Raw genomic sequence first — 18,015 nt, forward strand, 5'->3', positions numbered from 1 at the left:
TGCCGGGAGCGCTTGCGCGTTACTACGGCGCGCCCCGCATCCCGCTCGACAAGACCAGCTGCGAAGGCGCGTTCGATCAGCCCTACGAATGGCCCAGCGCGCGTGTGGCACACAAGATCGTCGAATTGCCGGTGCCGGTGGGGTTCTGGCGAGCGGTCGGCCATTCGCATCAGGCGTTTTTCACCGAGGGCTTTACCGACGAACTCGCCGTCGCCACCGGTCAGGACCCCATTGCGTTTCGCGCGTCGCTGCTCGCGCAGCATCCGCGTCACCTGGCAGTGTTGAGGCGCGTTGCCGCGCTATCGGATTGGGACCATCCAATGACTTACCGCGCCGACGGCAGCAAGCAGGCGCGCGGTGTTGCGCTGCACGAAGCGTTCGGCAGTGTCGTCGCGCAAGTAGCGGAAGTATCGGTCGGTCCGAACAAACAGATTCGCGTGCATCGGGTGATTTGCGTGATCGACTGTGGACTGCCCGTGAACCCCAACCTGATTCGTCAGCAGATGGAGAGCGGGATCGTGTTCGGCCTCTCGGCAGCGTTGCAGGACGAAATCACCATCGAGGCCGGACAGGTGACGCAGCAGAACTTCGTCGACTTCCCCGTCGTGCGGATGAACGATTGCCCGCTGATCGAAACCGACATCATGCCGAGCCAGCTGCACCCGCAAGGCGTCGGCGAACTGGGCGTGCCGCCGGTCGCGCCGGCGGTGGCCAACGCGATCTTCGCGCTGACCGGCCAGCGCTTGCGCGCGTTGCCGTTGAGGCTCGCATGAAACGCATCGGAGTGACGGAGACAAGCATGGGATCGCTGAACATCAACGGCCGGGCGGTGGCCGTGCAAGCCGAACCGGATATGCCGCTGCTGTGGGTGCTGCGTTGCGACCTCGGCATGACCGGCACCAAGTTCGGCTGCGGCGTGGGCATTTGCGGCGCGTGCACGATCCATCTGGACGGCAAGGCGGGCCTGGCCTGCCAGACGCTCATGTCGAGCTTGCACTCGCAAAAGATCACGACCATTGAAGGCGTGCAGGGCGCGCAAGCGCAGGCGCTAAAAGCGGCGTGGATCGATCTCGACGTGGTGCAGTGCGGCTACTGCCAAAGCGCGCAGTTGATGGCCGCGTGCGCGCTGCTCAAGCAGAAGCCTGATCCCACCGATGCGGACATCGACGCGGCGATGTCCAACATCGTGTGCCGTTGCGGCACGTACCCGAGGGTGCGGGCGGCGATTCATCAGGCGGCCGCGAAGCGGCGGCCCGCTTAGGGCTGAAAATGTGGAGGCGGGCGAAGGCGCTTGCCGCTCACTCGCCGATGACACGCCGATCACGCGCCGCTCGCCATCCAGGCGAACTCAATTCGCCAGCATCTCCACGACCGCGACAACTACCGTAAAAACGCCGATACAACCGCCGAGTGTGGCTGCGCCTTGCAGGAAATGCGACATACGTGACCCCGAAACGTGTGTTGAGGCTCGTATTTAACCTGAATTGAAAGGTAAAAGAAAGCTTGTCAATGATAGCGATTTACCCGGATGAGTGGAGCGGGAGGGCCCAGGCCATGGCCGGCTCGCCGCCCCGAGTCGAGCAAAACCTGTCACGGCGCTTTTGTGGCCGTAGATGGTACGGCGTTAACCGTCGCGGCAGCAGGGGGAGTCGCTGCCCCCGCTCCCGTAGCGCCCGGCGCCGTCTGCGCATCAATCTCCCAGCCACCGCCAAGCGCGAGGAACAGGTTGACCTGATCGATCGCCACCTGACCTTCCGCGGCCGCGACCTGAGCCTTCGTCGAAGTCAACGTGCGCGTCGCGTCGAGATCCGAAATGAACGACTCGCGTCCGGCTGCATACAGCCGATGCGTTTCATCCGCCGACTCGGTCGCCGATTTCAACGCGGCACGCAGAGCGTCGGCGCGGGCGGCGTCCGACGCATAGGTTGCGAGGTTTGTCTCTGTTTCGCGCAACGCGGTCAGCACGACGCCGTCGAACTTCGCCAGCGCCACGTTGCTCGACGCTGCCGCTTCGCGGACCCGGCCACGCGCGCCGTTGGCGGGAAACGTCCAGCTGATTAACGGACCGAAGGCCCAGCGGGCCGTGGGCGACGTGCCAAGGTCTTCGAGAATCCCGGTCAAACCCGCGGACGCCCCAATGCTCACCGTGGGATACAACGCGCCGGTTGCGACGCCGATGCGTGCCGTCGAAGCCGCCAGTTGGCGCTCGGCCTCGCGCACGTCCGGGCGGCGCTTGAGCAGCGCGGCGCCGTCGCCGACCGGGATCGGCTGGCGGATTTGCGGCAGCGTGTTGCAGGCCAGCACGGCCGGCGGCAAACCGGACGGTGCGCGCGCCAGCAGCGCCGCGAGCCGGTATTGCGCGATCTGGCGGCGCGCCGTATAGCGCGGAATATCCGCCGACAAGGTATCGACCTGAGTCTGCCCGCGTGTCACGTCAGGCTGATTGCCGCGGCCCGCGTCGCGCAATCGGCGCGACACGTCCACACGCTGCTTCTGCAACGCCAGCGACTGCTGCGCGATCCTGAGCTCCTCGGCGGCAGAGCATTGTTCGACGTAAGAGCGCACCACGTCGGCCACTACCGTGATTCGCGCGAGATCGCCGGCCGCTTGCACGGATTCCGTGTCAGCCGCCGCCGCTTCGACGCCTCGCCGCAGTTTGCCGAACAGGTCGATTTCGTACGAGATGCTGACGCCGATGTCGCCTTCGTTAGCGACCGGCAGTTTGTTGAAGAGCAGATATTGCTCGGCGGATTCCTGAGCCCGCTCGAAGGCCGCCGACGTCTTGCCGGAGAAGCCGCCTTGCGCTTGCGCGACGCCCAGCGCTTCACGCGAACGCGCGAGATTGGCCGCCGCTACGCGTAGGTCGGTATTCGATTGCAGCGCTGCGTCGACGAGGCTGTTGAGCACCGGATCGTCATAGAGCTTCCACCAGACCGCGGGCACGTCCTGCCGGGTGGTCAGTTTGGCGTCGGCGCCTTCGATCGGTGCATTGGCGAGGGGCGCGTTGACCAGCGCCTGCTTCGGCAGCGCGTAATCCGGGCCGACGTTCATGCAGCCGTTGAGCGCCAAGGCTAATGGCAACAGCGGCAACAGCGGTAATAGCGGCAATCGAGGCAATCGCGGCAACAGCGGCAACAGCGGCAGCCGCGGCAATGAGGGCAGGGCACGCGACAGCTTCATTGCGATGCGCCCGACATGACGGCAGCAGATGCCGGCTGCGCAGCCGAAGCAGCAGAGACCGCCGGAACAGCGGCCGAAGCCGAAGCCGAAGCCGAAGCCGAAGCCGCCGACGCATCCACCGCGCCCGAAGCCCCCGCAGCCGGACGCGGTTTACCGGTCGGCGACAGATCACGCACCGACACCGTCGCCGTACGCCCGGCGATCAGACGAAAGTCGGCGGGCACCTCGTCGAGCGCCACGCGCACCGGAATCCGCTGCGCCAGCCGCACCCAGCTAAACGCGGGATTGACATTCGGCAGCAAATTCGACCCTTGTGTGCGGTCGCGGTCCTCGATCCCCGCGACGATGCTTTGCACATGACCGCGCAGAACAGTCGGCTCGCCCATCACCTGAATATCGACTTGCTGGCCGATGTCGATGCCGCGCATCTTGGTTTCTTCGAAATAACCGTCGACACGGAACGAATGCATATCCACCACCGCGAGCACCGCGCGCCCCGCGGAGACGAACTCGCCGGCACGCGGCGCGCGGTCGTTCAGATAACCGTCCACCGGACTCACGATCGTGGTGCGTTGCAGATTTAGCCTGGCGGTATCGATCGCCACGTTCGCATCGGCGAGCGCGGCCTCCGCTGTTTCGACACGCGAGCGGCTTTCTTCCGCGACTTCGGCCGCGACCAGGTTGCCCAACTGGCGATTGCGCGCATCTTCGCGGCGCGCCTGGTCGAGGGTGGCGCGGCGCTGCTGCGCGGTGGCCTGCGCCTGGCGCAGAGCGAGCGCATAGCGGGCCTGATCGATCACGAACAGCACCTGGCCTTGCTTGACCTGCTGGTTATCCGCCACCTCGACCGATGAAATCAGACCCGAGATATCCGGTGCGACCTGGATCACGTCGGCGCGCACGTGTCCGTCGCGAGTCCACGGCGCGAACATGTAGTAGTCGACCAGTTTCCACAGCACGAAGGCTGCCACCACCACGACGATCAGGGTCAGCAGAATTTGACCGACGGAGAACCAGGTTTTTTTCACGTTATTAGTCTGTGCGAAACGACGACGACAAGGCCCAGCACCAGCACATAGATGCCGAGATCGAAAATGGAACGGTGCCAGACGAAGCGGTAAAAGCCGACGCGCGCGAGCACTGTGCGAATGCCCAGGTTGATCAGATAGGCGATCAACATCAGCACGAGCACGGCCGGCACGAACACGCCGAAGATATCGATTTCACCGATCATCGCGAGAATGGGCAAAGGGGTGAATGGGAGTGGCGGACAGGCGCATCAGGCAGCGGCCTCCGGTTCGGGCGGCGCGGGTGTGATCAGCGTGGCCGGAAACAGCGAAAGACGCAAGCCGACCAGCGCGTGCAGCGCTTCCCGCAATTGGCGCGCCGAGGTCGGCGAGGTCGCGTTCGGTGCTTCGGCGTTGGCGAGCCCTTGGGCCGTGACACGCGCCACGGCGGCGTCGATCGACGACATCAAGCTTTCGGGCACCGGCTGGCGCACCCGCAGATCGACACACGATTCGAAGTATTGCTGCACGTCCTCGAGCACATGCGCGATCGCGGCCGGCGCATCGCCACCGAGCTTGCGGGCCAGGCGGCGCAAGTCGAGGGCATTGAAAGCAATGCGCAGATCGCGGAAGCTTTCGATCGACGGATGGCGATGGTCGTCCGTGGCGGCAAGACGCGGGATCAGCTGCATCAGGCGGTCGAGCATGCGCGCGGCGAGATTGCGGGGGTCGTCGATCGTGCGTGTGGATGCGGTCAGCGCCACGTCGGCCCAGCTGGAACGCAACAGCCGCGAGGCCGCGAGTTCGGCACCGAACGGCCGCGTCACGCGGGTCCACAGATAGGCGTAGAGCAAGCCGGCGAGGCCCGCGAGATTGCTGTTGATGAAGATCAGGAAGTCAGCCGAGTAGGCATCCTGAATGCTGATGAAGGTGGCTGTGTTGACGGCCACCAGCACTGTGACCAGGTTGAACTGAGGGCGCGGCATCAAGGTGCCGACCAGAATGAACGGCGCGGCGAACAGGATGACCAGCATCGCGAAATCATGCACGTGCGGCAGCACGGCGAACAGATAGACGCCGGCGGCCGCTACGGCGATCGCCGTGGCGACGAAGAACCTGAACACCAGGGGCGCGGGCTCGTCGAGCGCGGCGAAGAAGCAGCAGGCCACCGCCGCCAACGTCACCGCGCTGGCACCGTCCGCCCAGCCCGAACTGATCCACAGACTGCACGCGAGGACCACCGCGGCGCCCGCCGAAACCGCTGAAAACAGCATGATGCCGCGGTCGAAGAAACGCTCGGTGCCGCCGAGCCGCCAGTGGCGAAAGCGTGGCCGCCACGAGCCTTCTTCGCGCGTGATGATGATGCGCAGCGAGCGGCAGTCCTGCCACACGTCGATCACCTGTGTCATGCGCCACAGCGCGTTCGAAAGCAGCGCCCCGTCCCAGCTCGCGAGTGCGGCCGGCGTCGGCTGCATCGCCGCGATGCGTGCGCGCAGCGCGTCGGCGGCGAGGTCGGGGTGGTTGCCGCGGCTGGCTGCGGGCAGCGGCGCCTCGAACCACTGGATGACGTCGTTGAGCAATGCCTCGAGACCCTCGGGCCATGTCTGCCGGCCGCTGTTGTAGAGGGCGATCAGTGGATCGGCCAGCGCCGACGTCATGGGCAGCAGCAACTGCATGCGCCCGCGCAGCTCGTGAGTACGGGCCAGAATGTCCGGCCGCGTATGGTCATAAGCGAGTTGGCTCAGCAGCAGTTCCAGCCCGTTGATCGTGGCCGCGATCCGCTGGCGCGCCCCCGAGATCGCCGCGCCGGCAATGCGCCCGGAGAGCGTTTCGGTCGTATAGAACGCGGCGTCGCGAAACCATGCGTCGGTCCGCTCGATGATGGTGGGCGCGAGCCGGCTGGGAAACAGCGAACTGCCGACGATGCTCGCGCACACGATGCCGAGCGTGATCTCTTCAGTGCGGCTGATCGCCAGATCGAACACGCCCGCCGGATTCGTCACCGAAGGCAACGCGATGATCGGCATGGTGTAGGCCGCCAGCATGAACACATAGCTGCGCGCGGTGCGATCGGCCACCGCCAGATACAGCAGCGTGCCGGTCCACAACGCGACGACCACGCTGAACAGATACGGCGATTCGACGAACGGCGGCACCAGCAGCACCGCGGCCGAGGCACCGAGCGCGGTGCCGAGCGCACGATAAAGCGCCTTGGAGCGGGTCGCGCCGACAAACGGATTCGACACGATGTAGACGGTGGCCATCGCCCAGTACGGACGCGGCAGCTCGAGTGCGAGGCCAATGTAGAGCGCGATCATCGCCGCCGCAAAAGTCTTGACGGAGAACAGCCAGTCGCGAATGGAGGGATAGACCATAAGCCGTTACTCGGACTCTCCGCCATTCTGCGGTGGCGCCGCGTCGGCCGTGAAAGCATTCAGCACGCGCAAGGTCGCCTCGAGATCGCTGCGTGAGATGCCTTTCAAAGCTTGCGCCCGCAGCGTGACGAGTTCTTCTTCCATTTTTGCCGTGACGGCGCGGCCTTCCTCGGTGAGCACCACGGTCTTGGCGCGCCGGTCCTCCGGGTCTTCGTCACGGCGCATCAGGCCGGCCGCGCACAACTGATCGAGCAGCCGCACGAGCGATGGCCCTTCAATACCAATGTATTCGGCCAGCGTGACCTGCCGCACCGCTTCGCCGAGACGGCTGGCGGTGAGCAGCGGCGTGGCGCACGCCTCGGAGACGTTGAAGGCCGCGAGCACGCCGTGGCTCGTGCGCCGCCATTTTCTGGCAGCGACGACCAGCGTGCTGCTGACGGTGCGGCGCAAGATATCGAGATTCGACATGGCCGGTATTGTATTTCCAAAATATTCGTTAGCAAACTATTGATTTACGAAAATTTGTGAAGACACTCCCTGGAGTGGGGTTGCAGTCTGAAGCCCAAGGCGAGCTGTTTCAGCGAGCGGGCGTGTCCTGATGTCCGCCCCGCATGGTGTTCTCAGGCCGCGAGACCGAGTCTGACGGTGCGCGCGAGGTCGTCGAGCTGGAAAGGCTTGCGCAAGATCGTGCAACGCTTGACGGCGAGGCCCGAAATGTCCACGTCCGCATAACCGGTCGCGAGGATCACGGGCAGGTCCTCGCGCATCTTGCGCGCTGCCGCGATCACGTCGATGCCGTTCATGCCCGGCATCGCGAAGTCGACCATCAGCAAGTCGGGGTTGTCGTCTTGCAAACGATTTAGCCCGGCCTGTCCGTCGGCGGCTTCGGTCACGGTGTAGCCGAGCATGCGCAAACACTCGACCAGCATCGCGCGCACTTCACCGTCGTCTTCCACGACCAGCACGCGCTTTACGCCGACTGCATTCTCCTCGACGTCGGAGACCACTTCAGTCTGCGAGACCACCCGCTCACGCAACGGCAGCCAGATCTCCACCGTGGTGCCCACCCGTTCTTCACTGAACAGGCGTGCGGTGCCGCCGGCTTGCCGCGCGATGCCGTAGACCTGACTCAAGCCGAGGCCCGTGCCTTTGCCGATCGGCTTGGTCGTGAAGAACGGATCGAACACGCGGGAGACCACGTCGGGCGCGATCCCCGAGCCGGTGTCGGCGACTTCGAGCACGATATATTGGCCCTCGTCGAGCGTTTGATCGGGGGCCGTGCGCTGTTTCACGTGAATGGCGAGCTGGCCGCCATTGGGCATCGCGTCGCGCGCATTGATCGCCAGATTGAGGATGGCCAGTTCGAGCTGATTGGCGTCGGCCTGGGTCCACATTTCCTCGCAATCGAATTCGGTGGTGTAACGGATGCTCGAACCGAGCGACACGGTGATGATGTCGCGCATGCCTTGCAGCAAGGTCACCATGTCCACCGCTTTCAGATCGAGATTGCTGTTGCGCGAGAAGGTCAGCAACTGGCCCGTCAGTTTCGCGCCTCGCTCGGTGGCGCGTTTGACGGTGGCGGCCATGGCGCGGATGCGATCGTCGCTGCTCACCCGCGCGATCAACTCCGAGTTGACCATGATCACATTCAGCAGATTGTTGAAGTCGTGCGCAATGCCGCCGGTGAGCTGTCCGAGCGCTTCCATCTTCTGCGATTGCACCAGCACGGCTTGCACTTTGGCGCGCTCGTGAATCTCCATCATCAGCCGGTTGTTGGCGGACGCGAGCTCATGGGTGCGCTCGGCGATGCGGCTCTCCAGCGAATCGTTGAGTTGCACCAGCGCCTCTTTCGCCTCGATCAGCTCGGCCAGATGGCGGCGCGATTCGTACTGCCGCGAGCGCGCCCGCAGCGCCGAGCCCACCGCGCGCCGCAGCGTTTCCGAGTTCAGCGGGCGCTCGAGCACCACCACGTTGCCGAGCCGTTCGAGCACTTCGAGGCTGCGTGCCGAGCGGCGTCCGACGCGATTGGCGGCGAGCAGAATGAAGGGGAAGTCGGACCACGCCGGCTGCTGGTCGAGCCAGTCGAACAGACGCGCTGCCTGGCCGTCCGCGAGGGCCTCCTCGGCGATCAGCGCGCTGCCCGCGCCGGCGTCGAGCGCCTCGGCGAGGACATTGGCGTTGCGGCAAGCAACGCAGGTGCGGGCGTCCTTCTGCAGGACTTCGGCAATCACATCGGCGTCGCGGCCAAACGGCGCCAGGATAAGGACGCGTTGCTCCATATCGTTACTGCCGCGACGTGTCGATGAGACGATCCTGCGCGCCTAGCAGGGCGGTGCTGCCGCGATAGGCAGGCAGGCCGGAAAGCACGCCTTCGAAGTCGCGCAATACCTCGCCCACCTCCACGCCGCCGCGGCCGAGCCGGAACTGGCGGATCGAGCGTTCGTGCGCGTTGGCGCGGCTCTTCACGGCGGTCACGGCCGTCAGCACTTCGCCCTGATGTTCGAAGTAGCGGAATAGCACGACCACGTCGCTCAGATAGCTGATGTCGAGATCGTTCTGCACTTCGCCGATGATGCCGTGCTGACCGAGCACCAGCATCGTGACGACGCCTTGCTGGTTCAGATAGCCGAGCAGTTCATGCATCTGCAGCAGCAGATAGCGCTCGCCGGGCATGGCCTGGAGATAGGCGTTCAGACTGTCGATGGCGACGTATTTGACGCCCTTGTTTTCGACCGAGTTGCGCACGTCGCTTGCGAATTCGCCAGGCGAGATTTCCGCCGGATCGATCTGGCGCAGCGTCAGCAAGCCGCTTTCGACGTGCGGCGCGAGGTACATACCGAGCGTCGCGCAGCGGACCATCAGCGTGGTGAGGGTTTCGTCGAATACGTAGTACACGCAGCGCTCGCCCCGTTCGAGCGCCGCGATCAGGCACGACACCACCGTGGTGGTTTTGCCGACACCCGACGGGCCGATCATCAGCGCGTTGGTGCCGGGGATCAGGCCGCCGCCGAGCAGCGCGTCGAGGCCATCCGTGCCGGTGCTCAGCGCGTCGGTCTTGAACGCAGCGTGATGCTCGGCCGCGACCAGGCGGGGATAAACGTGGATCCCGCCCGTGTCGAGCGTGAAGTCGTGGTAGCCCTCGCGGAACTTGATACCGCGCATCTTGGCGACGCGCATGCGCCGCCGGTTGCCGCCGTAGTCGTGCACGAGATTGTCGAGCGCGATCACGCCATGCGCGATGCTGTGCAACTGGATGTCGCCGGGGTCGGACGAATTGTCGTCGAGTAGCAGCACCGTGCATTCGCGGGTGGCGAAGTAGCGTTTGAGCGCGAGAATCTGCCGGCGATAGCGCAACGGATTCTGCGACAGCAGACGCAATTCGGAGAGGCTGTCCAGCACGATGCGCGCGGGCTTGAGTTCGTCGACCTGCTCGATGACGTTGCGCACGGTTTCCCCGAGCTCGACTTCGGCCGGGTGCAGTACGGTTTGCTCGTAGCGCGGATCGAGGCCTTCGTCGGACAGCAGTTCAAGAATCGTGAACTGGCTGAGGTCCCAGCCGTGGCTGGCCGCCACCGAGATCAACTCGGCGCGTGTCTCGGACAGCGTGATGTACAAGCCCACCTGGCCTTCTGCCACGCCCTTGAGTAAAAATTGCAACGCAAGGGTAGTTTTACCTGTGCCGGGCGCGCCTTCGACAAGGTACATGCGGTGGGGAGTGATGCCGCCGCCGAGAATGTCGTCGATGCCCTCGATTCCGGAGGAGAGGCGGGCCGCTGAAGTGGTAGCAGGTGTATTGGGCATAGCGTAGCGAGTGCGTCGATGTGGGCGTTGTTTTGCGAGCCGGTGCGGATCGAACGCAATTTGTATGCCTACGGGCGTTGCCTCGCTGGTCCAACCTGGTTTCACCGGTTTCAGGCCTTTGCGGCTTCGTTGCAAAAGTCCCGGAGCAGTTAGCCGCGAACGCGCTCCTTCACCAGTTCGATAAAGCAGGGACGCGGGCCACGCGGACCGATATCACGTTGACGCCGGCCGGTTCGAACAAGCTGAGGTTGGTTGTCTCGGGTCAGTGAGTCGGCGCATGCGGGTTCGAATGGGTTGTCCGCACGCGGCAAGTGTTGCGGCGGCCGTTATTGCGACGCCGGCCACCATGTCCATCTGCGTCGCGAGCGCCGCAACTCGACTACCGAAAGCGGCGCGATCTCGATGTGCGAAAACACCTGCGGCGACGCGCCGAGCGCGTGAACAATGGCAGCCCGAATCAACGGTGCGTGCGTCACCGCCACGACGTTTTGCGTATTGCACGATGCTTCCTCCAACGCATCGAGCCAGTTCCCTATCCGCTTCACGACCTGACTGAATGATTCGCCGCCGTGGGCGGCGGCATCGGGGTCGTGTGTCCATGCGGCGAGGTCTTGCGGCGCTTGGGCGCCGAGATCGGCGAGACGGCGGCCATGCCAACGACCGTAGTCCACATCCGCCAGTCCCTCGTCAATCACCGCGCTGAGACCCAAGACCGACGCCGTCTCGCGCGCGCAAACCGAAGGGCTGACGAAAGCCGCCGCATCCCTCGGAATCGACAGGCGCGCTCGCGCGGTGTCTGCTTCGGCGAGGCCGCGTGCGTCGAGCGGATCGTCGGCGGGGAAGCGGCCCGCGCGCATCGCCGCGGTCGCTGCGTGGCTGATCAGCAGCAGCCTTGTGTCCATTCAGTTGATTCCCATGGAGGCCGGACTAAAGTAGGACGCATGAGGCGCATGCTCCGCGTAGCCGGGACGTCAAGTTTAGCGCGTAGAATAGCGGCACTGCGAAGCGCGGAAGCCGGTGAGAGCCCGGCGCGGTCGCGCCACTGTATTCGGCATTCACGAGCCGAAAGCCAGACCCAAACTTCGCAGCATCTCTTTTCAATCGACTATCGGGGCGCGTTACCCCCAGGAGACGTCCATTATGTCCAACGCTGTTTTCGATTCCGCGAGCCAGCCCGTTGTTCAACCCACGCCGATCCCGCTGCGTGAGTTGCTACCCTGGGTCGTGTTCGGCGGCCTGCTGCTGTTGCTCGCGATCTACTTCGTTGGGGCCGAAGAAGGCGCCACGTCGCTCGTGCCTGGCATGTATGTGCATGAGTTCGTGCACGACGGCCGCCATCTGCTTGGCTTTCCCTGCCACTAACGGAGTCGAACATGGTTGGTAAATTGTTGGTACGCGGCATGCTTGCAGGCATTGCCGCGGGATTGCTCACGTTCGGCTTCGCCAGATTGGTGGGAGAGCCGCAGGTCGATCAGGCGATTTCCTTCGAAGAAAAGGTCGACGCCGCCAAAGGCGAAGCGCCCGAACCCGAACTGGTGAGCCGCGGTACGCAAGCGGGTCTCGGATTGTTGACCGGCGTGGTGACGTATGGCGCCGCTTTCGGCGGGCTGTTCTCATTGGTGTTCGCGTTTGCGTATGGCCGCGTCGGCGCGTTGAGTGCGCGTGCGTTGTCCGCGTGGCTGGCGCTTGGCGCGTTTGTCACACTGGTGATTGTCCCGAACATCAAATATCCGGCGAATCCACCTTCGGTGGGCGACCCCGAAACGATCGGGACGCGGACCGGCTTGTTCTTTCTGATGATTGCGATCTCGTTGGCCGCAATGGTGTTTTCGCTGAAGGTGCGGCGCCGCATGGCGCTGAAGTGGGGCGCGTGGAATGGCTCGATCGTGGCCGGCGTGGTGTTCGTCGTGATCATCGCTGCCGTGCAGTTGTCGATGCCGGTGATCAACGAAGTCCCGGCGGCTTTCCCGGCGGTGCTGTTGTGGAAGTTCCGCGTCGCGGCAATCGGGATGCAGGTGATTATGTGGACGACCATCGGGCTGCTGTTCGGTGCAATGGTCGAGCGGAGCAAACTGCTGGTTTCCCCGAGCCGGGGCACGGCGAAGTCTGCTTACCTTTGATAAGGGCGGCGCGGTCATGAAGGCCGCGGCGAAGTCCGCTTATTTTTGACGCGAAAGGCACGTCCGCACACGCGGCCGTGCCGACGTGCAGCGCGAGAGAAGTCCAATACATCAAGTACTTGGCGCGCTTGCCAGAATGTTATCCACAGGCTTCTGAACATTTTCTGTGGACAAGTTCCCAGGCTGCATCACGACATGCGAATCGTCTGGTTGCCCCTGTTTTGCCTGAGGCCGGTACATCCGATGTCACGCCGCGTGAGTGGCGTCTGGCGACAGGCGCGTTGTTATCGCGCGCAGCGTGCCGGAAGATAAGCGGATCAAATACTTAAGGCTGTTGTCGGAACATTATCCACAGCCTTCTGAGCAAAAAACGGGGATAACTCTTTGGTGTTCGCTCGAACGCTAGCGGCTGACGCGTCGCTTCGTTTTTTGCGCGGACACACAGTCACTTTCTTCTCGGCCCGATCGGGCCTCTTTGCCTCCATCTACTTTTGCACAGAAATGTCTCGTGACTGGATTAGTCGCGAGGGCTTTCCTGCGTCTGCTTTTCTCGTGCCGTCGTCGCTACTTGTTGGTTGACTACATGGTCCTTCGTGATTTCCCACGGGGTGTGCTGACCGTGTCGAGAGCTTCGGTTGTGACAGTGCAAGGACATCGCAAGTTTAGGATTTGTCGGATTCCCGCGATGGAGTCTTCCTTATAGGGTGCTTGTGTTTCAAACAAGTACAACCAATAAGGATGACTATGAAAAAGAAAAAACGCCAGGAGGGACCGGTAGGCATGGCGACGCGCCTGCTTGCCGCATTCATGTTGTTGACGGTCGCGTTTGCCGCCAACGCGGACGATTGTTTTACGCTTTACTCAAAATCTGGCGCAACGCCCGGTTCAAAGTCTTGCAAGATTGACGTGACTAGCAATACGCCAGGCGGGATGGGTAACCACGCCTGTATCAATGATCTCGCCCTGATCGAGCAGTGGTGCAACGCAACCGAAACGCCAACTGACGACTCCTGCCCGGTGGCAGACCCGGTGTTTCCAGCACACGGCATCGTCACGCTTTCTGAAACTGACTTTGCAAGCGGCGACACGTCTCCACTCGTCTTCAGGCGTACCTATCTTTCGAAACCCTACGACAAAACGCAGACCGCGATGGGCGGCTACTGGGTCAACAACTGGCAGCGAAGGCTCGATCTGTCGGCAGTCAATGCGAGCACACCGAAAATCGCGGCTTATCGGGGTAACGGACAACCTCTCACATTCAAGTGGATTGGCGGAGCGTGGGGCGTGCCAGGAGCCGCTGGTCTTTCCCTGACGAAAGCAGGCGACGGGTACTTCGACCTGAAGGACGAACTGCTTGGTACGACGGAAACCTATTCGGACACCACTGGCAAGTTCTATTCGGAAACGACCCGCACGGGTGTGATCCGCAAGGTTTTCTATGACGGCAAGCAGCGTCTGTCATCGATCGCCGAGTGGCCGGCCGATAACGTAATACCGGCAGCGGCGACGTCAATTCGTGTGGAATACGACAGTAGCGACCGTATCGTTACCCTGGTCGATCCTTTGGGAATGCCCACGGAATATGCCTACGACGGGAAAGGCAATCTTGCTTCGGTAACGGCACCCTATTACCACGTTCGTCAGTATCTGTACGAGGACGCCCGCTTTCCGAACGCACTGACCGGCGTGAAGGACGAATCCGGTTCGCGGATTGCAACGTGGACCTACGATTCTAGCGGGCGTGCAATCTCGGTCACGCATCCCGACACGACGCGGAATGTATCGCTCAGCTATCTTTCGGGCACGACGACGCTCAGCGACATGTCCGGCATCAGCACTTACGCTTTTGATAGCGGAGATACGTTGCGCCCCCGGTCAATTACTACGCCAGCCGGTGCGGTATCGAGGACGTGGGATGCGGCAGGGAACCTGAAGCAGAGGCAGACGCCCGATGGGGGTGTCCAGTACACCTGGGACAGCGCCAACCGGCCAACGAAGGCAATTGCAACCGTTGCCGGAAAAAAGACCGTCACGACGATTGAGTACGCCGATGCTAGTTCGTTGCGGCCGTATCTTGTCGCAACGCCGGGCAAGATTCGCGCGTTCGTCTACGACGCGCAAGGCAACGCCACAGGTTACGCGGAGGTGCAAACCACTGATCTGACAGGCGAACAGGGGCTGCAGGCGGCCGGCACGGGCAGCAAGATGACGGTCGGCGCTCGTTATGACGGCGGCGGGCGTCTTGTGTCGGCCACGGTCATTCAGGACGGGCAAAAGCTTGAGGACTGGACTTATACCTACGACATAAAAGGCAACATCGCAACGACGAAGGATGCTGTGTCGGGTTGGTCGATGCGAACGCTCGAGCGTAACGCGGCGAACCGTGCAACACAGATAGCGGGCAATAGCGGTCAGGCGAGCATCGCTTACGACGAGCGTGGTCGCGTTAAGGCGTTTCAGTATAGCGAACCGGCGAGTTCGGTAAATGGCGGACTGTCCCGTGTACTGTCGGTTGACTATCACTATGGTGCGAATGGGGCGGTGTCGTCACGTTCGGCGATGGTGTCGACTAACGGCGCGTGGTGGCAGCCGATCAGCGACGCTGAACTGGGTGTGTGGCTGACCAACTGGGAGCTGGGTAATGATCCGGTCGCGCCACCGCCGATGCTCACGGGAATCAAGGCTGATGCTGGCGCCTTCGTTCCGGATATGTGTGTTGAATGCTATGTGGCGTGGAAAGCGCAGTTTACGGCGAAGCTTTTTGGTAGTGAGTTGAGCGATACACTGCCGGAGTGGGGCGAGACAACGGAACTGATGCTGAGCGATCAGTCGCAGGTTCCGTATCCGGCTCTTGTGCCGGATCTGACTGGCTCGGCTAAGAGGGCGATGCTTTACAACAGGCTATTCGGAGCTGGAGGTGGTGATGGTGGGATGGTTAAGTGTGGTGGCAGGGAGGGGCACGAAGCTGAGTGTTTCGCGCAGTATGATGCTCAAATGACCATGTGCAACACAATAGCTCCGCATATGGGCGGAGCGCGGGCAATCGCGCTGTGCAAGCAGAGAGCATTCCAAATCTATCAAGAGTGCAGAGGGTATTGATGGCTAAGCATCCGCCGTATTCCGTGGTTTTGACGTACATCGAAGATCGTCAAGAGTTTGCCGTACAAGCTATTGATCGAGCCAAGCTGGCTCCGCTCGTGGCCGGAACGCTCGAGGCACCGATCCTGCTAGACGAGCACAATTTCAGACTTGACGACGCGTTCGCGCGTCGGCTTGGAGCTGCGATGCTTAGTCTGATTGCACTCGGGCAGCCGGATATCAGGCGATACATGAGCGTGACGGAGGATCCAATCGACTAGTCGTCGGACGAGTGGAGTAGCGAGCCACAAGGAACGTGACTGGAAGCTATAACGCAAAAGGGACCGGCGTGACACCCACCCTTTTCGTATATCAACAGTGCAGAGGGTATTGATGAATATTGATTCACCTCGTTCCGTAGTTCTCAACTACGATCAGGACAGTCAGCGGTTGAATGTGCAGTTAGTTGAACCAGCCCAGCTGGCCTCGATTCTGGCTGGAAAATTCACAGTGCCTATCCTGCTAGACGATTTCGATTTCAGGCTTGACGACGAGTTCGCGCGTCGGCTCGGAGTCGCAATGCTCAATGCGGGTGCGCTGGGTCAGCCTGAAATCAAGCAATACATGACCGTTACGCAGGAGCCAATCGAGCGACCATCAGGACAGTAACAAGCTGCGCGGCAGTCCGATGGGCCTGGGGGAAAAGTGTGAGCTGTTCTCTTTTTATCGCCGTCCGGAGGCTCGGGCCACGCGCCTCCGGACATCACAGAGAGGATGCTTCGCGCGGACTTTGGCGCGAATCGAAATGTACAACGTGATTGCTTTCAACAGGCGCGCCACATTCGGCGTCGCACCGTGAAAGCAGCAGGCGTTCCTGAAGCGTTGAGACTACAGAGGGTATTAATGATCGATTTTCCGCGATGTTCCGTGGTTGTAACTTACGACGAAGATCGTCAACAGTTGATATTGCAAGCGGTTGATCCAGCAAGGTTGGCTCCGCTTTTGGCTAAGGCAATTGAAGCGCCGATCCTGCTAGACGAATTCGATTTCAGTCTTGACGACGAATTTGTGCGTCGGTTTGGAGGGGGGCTTCTCAATCTGATCTCGCTGGGTCAGCCGGAACTCAAACAATATATGACTTTCACGCCACACCCAATCGACAGACTTGCAGAAGAATAATTGGCCGGAGGGTTGAGTGTCATGACCGACCAACGTTTGGTCATAGCGCCGAGGGGACCAGGGCGAGCATGATTGTATCGCGCGGGAAAGCGCGAAACGTCCTCTTCTCACCTCGTCCGGCGGCGCGGGTCGCGCACCTCCGAAGATTTTCAGAACGAATATTTCGCGCAGTCTGAAGCTCAAATCGAAATGTGCAACGCGATTGCTTTCCACAGAGGCAGTGCATGCGGCATCGCGCCAAGCAAACAGCAGGCATTCGAAAATTATCGAAAGTGCAGAGGTTATTGATGGCTAATCATCCACCGTATTGTGTGGTTTTGACCTACCTCGAGAATCGTCAAGAATTTGCTTTGCAAGCTGTTGATCGGTCCAGGTTTGCTCCGCTCATATCCGGACAATTTGCAGTACCGATCCTGCTAGACGAATTCGATTCCAAGCTTGATGACGAATTCGCGCGAGGGCTTGGTGCAACCATGCTGAATCTGATTGCGCTCGGTCAGCCGGACATCAAGCAATACATGAGCGCCACACAACGGCCAATCGACGGACTATGGGAAGAATAATTGAGCCGAGCTTGAGTGACATGATCGACCGGCGTTTGGTCGTCGTAATGTGTAATCGAAGCGCAATCCAAATCTATGCAAAGTGCAGAAGGTATCGATGACTAAGCATCCACCGTATTCCATGGTTCTGACCTACACCGACGAGCCGAAGCAGTTGATCATGCAAGTTGTAGACTCAGCGAAGCTGGCTTCGCTGGTAAGTGGACTTATGGAGATATCGTTTTTTCTGGACGATGAAGAATTTGAATTTGACGACGAATTAGCGCGACAACTTGGAGTTGCAGTGCTCAATGTGATTGCATCGGGTCGACCTGGCATCAAACAGAATCTGAAGGTCACGCAACACCCAATCGACGAACCGCCGGAAGCCTGATAACCTGCGGTCGAGTGCCATCCGACTGATCTTTGGTCATGGCGCCGAAGGGACAGAAGCCGCGCGCGCTGCCGCTTCGGACTACGTCCTCCGCGCCCACGCGCAACAGCAGGAGAAACCGACCACCGTCAGATTTAGTCTAGGCTACGGCATATCACGTTTGTCCAGTGGCGCGCCGCCCTGTTCCTTCTGAACGCCTGGCAACTCCCACGAAAAATTGGAGTGGCAAAATCAGACGCAATGCGACTGGTCGCGCGTTCGCCAGCACGGCTTACTCGACGACGACAATTGCATGAGTACTCGATAGCACATCAAAAAGCCAACAATTGAGATAGCCTC

18 protein-coding genes and 1 riboswitch are annotated in these 18,015 nt (G+C 61.6%); of the genes, 10 read left to right on the forward strand and 8 right to left on the reverse strand.

Annotation, left to right across the window (positions count from 1 at the left end):
- On the forward strand, positions 1 to 773 hold a 773-nt coding region (locus tag QOC89_RS14305), incomplete at its 5' end, for a molybdopterin cofactor-binding domain-containing protein (RefSeq protein WP_323045607.1).
- A gap of 26 nt (positions 774 to 799) precedes the next feature.
- Entirely contained in the window at positions 800 to 1,261 is a 462-nt protein-coding gene (locus QOC89_RS14310) for a (2Fe-2S)-binding protein (protein ID WP_323045622.1), read from the forward strand.
- 329 nt (positions 1,262 to 1,590) lie between these two features.
- Here the strand turns inward: QOC89_RS14310 and QOC89_RS14315 are convergent, their stop codons facing one another.
- The 8 genes from QOC89_RS14315 to QOC89_RS14350 all read right to left on the reverse strand — a co-directional run bounded on the left by QOC89_RS14315 (position 1,591) and on the right by QOC89_RS14350 (position 11,265).
- The gene (locus QOC89_RS14315) at positions 1,591 to 3,180 is read right to left on the reverse strand and encodes an efflux transporter outer membrane subunit (protein ID WP_323045608.1); all 1,590 of its coding nucleotides are present in this window, start codon (positions 3,178 to 3,180) and stop codon (positions 1,591 to 1,593) included.
- On the reverse strand, positions 3,177 to 4,208 hold the full coding sequence (locus QOC89_RS14320) for an efflux RND transporter periplasmic adaptor subunit (protein ID WP_323045609.1): 1,032 nt from the start codon (positions 4,206 to 4,208) through the stop codon (positions 3,177 to 3,179). Before QOC89_RS14320 ends, QOC89_RS14315 begins: the two co-directional genes overlap by 4 nt.
- Positions 4,205 to 4,414 (reverse strand): DUF1656 domain-containing protein, encoded by a 210-nt coding sequence (locus QOC89_RS14325; protein WP_323045610.1) that lies wholly within the window; start codon positions 4,412 to 4,414, stop codon positions 4,205 to 4,207. Before QOC89_RS14325 ends, QOC89_RS14320 begins: the two co-directional genes overlap by 4 nt.
- A 45-nt stretch (positions 4,415 to 4,459) precedes the next feature.
- Complete coding sequence (locus QOC89_RS14330) at positions 4,460 to 6,562, reverse strand: FUSC family protein (RefSeq protein ID WP_323045611.1); 2,103 nt, start codon at positions 6,560 to 6,562, stop codon at positions 4,460 to 4,462.
- 6 nt (positions 6,563 to 6,568) lie between these two features.
- Positions 6,569 to 7,030 (reverse strand): MarR family winged helix-turn-helix transcriptional regulator, encoded by a 462-nt coding sequence (locus QOC89_RS14335; RefSeq protein ID WP_416340403.1) that lies wholly within the window; start codon positions 7,028 to 7,030, stop codon positions 6,569 to 6,571.
- Positions 7,031 to 7,182: 152 nt separating this feature from the next.
- Positions 7,183 to 8,841: an ATP-binding protein gene (locus QOC89_RS14340; protein ID WP_323045612.1), complete on the reverse strand. Its 1,659-nt coding sequence runs from the start codon at positions 8,839 to 8,841 to the stop codon at positions 7,183 to 7,185.
- Between the two features lie 4 nt (positions 8,842 to 8,845).
- A complete protein-coding gene (locus tag QOC89_RS14345) occupies positions 8,846 to 10,363 on the reverse strand; it encodes an ATPase domain-containing protein (RefSeq protein ID WP_323045613.1) in 1,518 nt (505 codons plus the stop codon).
- Positions 10,364 to 10,689: 326 nt separating this feature from the next.
- Positions 10,690 to 11,265 carry a histidine phosphatase family protein gene (locus tag QOC89_RS14350; protein WP_323045614.1) on the reverse strand — a complete coding sequence of 192 codons (576 nt, stop codon included), beginning with the start codon at positions 11,263 to 11,265 and terminating at the stop codon, positions 10,690 to 10,692.
- A gap of 56 nt (positions 11,266 to 11,321) precedes the next feature.
- Positions 11,322 to 11,461: riboswitch (cobalamin riboswitch) on the forward strand.
- A 42-nt stretch (positions 11,462 to 11,503) separates the two neighbouring features.
- On the opposite strand from QOC89_RS14350, the gene QOC89_RS14355 reads away from it, so the two are divergent.
- The 8 genes from QOC89_RS14355 (at position 11,504) to QOC89_RS14390 (ending at position 17,676) form a co-directional block, all read left to right on the forward strand.
- Complete coding sequence (locus QOC89_RS14355) at positions 11,504 to 11,725, forward strand: CbtB domain-containing protein (RefSeq protein ID WP_323045615.1); 222 nt, start codon at positions 11,504 to 11,506, stop codon at positions 11,723 to 11,725.
- Positions 11,726 to 11,736: 11 nt separating this feature from the next.
- Positions 11,737 to 12,483, forward strand: a complete 747-nt coding sequence (locus QOC89_RS14360; protein WP_323045616.1) for a CbtA family protein — start codon at positions 11,737 to 11,739, stop codon at positions 12,481 to 12,483.
- Between the two features lie 744 nt (positions 12,484 to 13,227).
- On the forward strand, positions 13,228 to 15,582 hold the full coding sequence (locus tag QOC89_RS14365) for a DUF6531 domain-containing protein (protein ID WP_323045617.1): 2,355 nt from the start codon (positions 13,228 to 13,230) through the stop codon (positions 15,580 to 15,582).
- Positions 15,582 to 15,842 (forward strand): hypothetical protein, encoded by a 261-nt coding sequence (locus tag QOC89_RS14370; RefSeq protein ID WP_323045618.1) that lies wholly within the window; start codon positions 15,582 to 15,584, stop codon positions 15,840 to 15,842. Before QOC89_RS14365 ends, QOC89_RS14370 begins: the two co-directional genes overlap by 1 nt.
- A gap of 112 nt (positions 15,843 to 15,954) precedes the next feature.
- Positions 15,955 to 16,230, forward strand: coding sequence for a hypothetical protein (locus QOC89_RS14375; RefSeq protein ID WP_323045619.1), 276 nt, complete (start codon positions 15,955 to 15,957; stop codon positions 16,228 to 16,230).
- Positions 16,231 to 16,416: 186 nt separating this feature from the next.
- Positions 16,417 to 16,740: a hypothetical protein gene (locus QOC89_RS14380; protein WP_416340404.1), complete on the forward strand. Its 324-nt coding sequence runs from the start codon at positions 16,417 to 16,419 to the stop codon at positions 16,738 to 16,740.
- A gap of 224 nt (positions 16,741 to 16,964) precedes the next feature.
- Complete coding sequence (locus QOC89_RS14385; RefSeq protein WP_323045620.1) at positions 16,965 to 17,303, forward strand: hypothetical protein; 339 nt, start codon at positions 16,965 to 16,967, stop codon at positions 17,301 to 17,303.
- 97 nt (positions 17,304 to 17,400) lie between these two features.
- Positions 17,401 to 17,676 carry a hypothetical protein gene (locus QOC89_RS14390; RefSeq protein ID WP_323045621.1) on the forward strand — a complete coding sequence of 92 codons (276 nt, stop codon included), beginning with the start codon at positions 17,401 to 17,403 and terminating at the stop codon, positions 17,674 to 17,676.
- Positions 17,677 to 18,015: the final 339 nt, after the last annotated feature.

This window comes from Paraburkholderia sp. (assembly GCF_034668105.1).
Taxonomy (GTDB): Bacteria; Pseudomonadota; Gammaproteobacteria; order Burkholderiales; family Burkholderiaceae; genus Paraburkholderia.

What these genes read in the sequence shown, in the direction of transcription:
- QOC89_RS14310 (WP_323045622.1), top strand. Translation starts at nt 800, where the DNA reads ATGGGATCGCTGAACATCAACGGCCGGGCGGTGGCCGTGCAAGCCGAA.
- QOC89_RS14315 (WP_323045608.1), bottom strand. Translation starts at nt 3,180, where the DNA reads ATGAAGCTGTCGCGTGCCCTGCCCTCATTGCCGCGGCTGCCGCTGTTG.
- QOC89_RS14325 (WP_323045610.1), bottom strand. Translation starts at nt 4,414, where the DNA reads ATGATCGGTGAAATCGATATCTTCGGCGTGTTCGTGCCGGCCGTGCTC.
- QOC89_RS14330 (WP_323045611.1), bottom strand. Translation starts at nt 6,562, where the DNA reads ATGGTCTATCCCTCCATTCGCGACTGGCTGTTCTCCGTCAAGACTTTT.
- QOC89_RS14335 (WP_416340403.1), bottom strand. Translation starts at nt 7,030, where the DNA reads ATGTCGAATCTCGATATCTTGCGCCGCACCGTCAGCAGCACGCTGGTC.
- QOC89_RS14340 (WP_323045612.1), bottom strand. Translation starts at nt 8,841, where the DNA reads ATGGAGCAACGCGTCCTTATCCTGGCGCCGTTTGGCCGCGACGCCGAT.
- QOC89_RS14345 (WP_323045613.1), bottom strand. Translation starts at nt 10,363, where the DNA reads ATGCCCAATACACCTGCTACCACTTCAGCGGCCCGCCTCTCCTCCGGA.
- QOC89_RS14350 (WP_323045614.1), bottom strand. Translation starts at nt 11,265, where the DNA reads ATGGACACAAGGCTGCTGCTGATCAGCCACGCAGCGACCGCGGCGATG.
- QOC89_RS14355 (WP_323045615.1), top strand. Translation starts at nt 11,504, where the DNA reads ATGTCCAACGCTGTTTTCGATTCCGCGAGCCAGCCCGTTGTTCAACCC.
- QOC89_RS14360 (WP_323045616.1), top strand. Translation starts at nt 11,737, where the DNA reads ATGGTTGGTAAATTGTTGGTACGCGGCATGCTTGCAGGCATTGCCGCG.
- QOC89_RS14365 (WP_323045617.1), top strand. Translation starts at nt 13,228, where the DNA reads ATGAAAAAGAAAAAACGCCAGGAGGGACCGGTAGGCATGGCGACGCGC.
- QOC89_RS14370 (WP_323045618.1), top strand. Translation starts at nt 15,582, where the DNA reads ATGGCTAAGCATCCGCCGTATTCCGTGGTTTTGACGTACATCGAAGAT.
- QOC89_RS14375 (WP_323045619.1), top strand. Translation starts at nt 15,955, where the DNA reads ATGAATATTGATTCACCTCGTTCCGTAGTTCTCAACTACGATCAGGAC.
- QOC89_RS14385 (WP_323045620.1), top strand. Translation starts at nt 16,965, where the DNA reads ATGCGGCATCGCGCCAAGCAAACAGCAGGCATTCGAAAATTATCGAAA.
- QOC89_RS14390 (WP_323045621.1), top strand. Translation starts at nt 17,401, where the DNA reads ATGACTAAGCATCCACCGTATTCCATGGTTCTGACCTACACCGACGAG.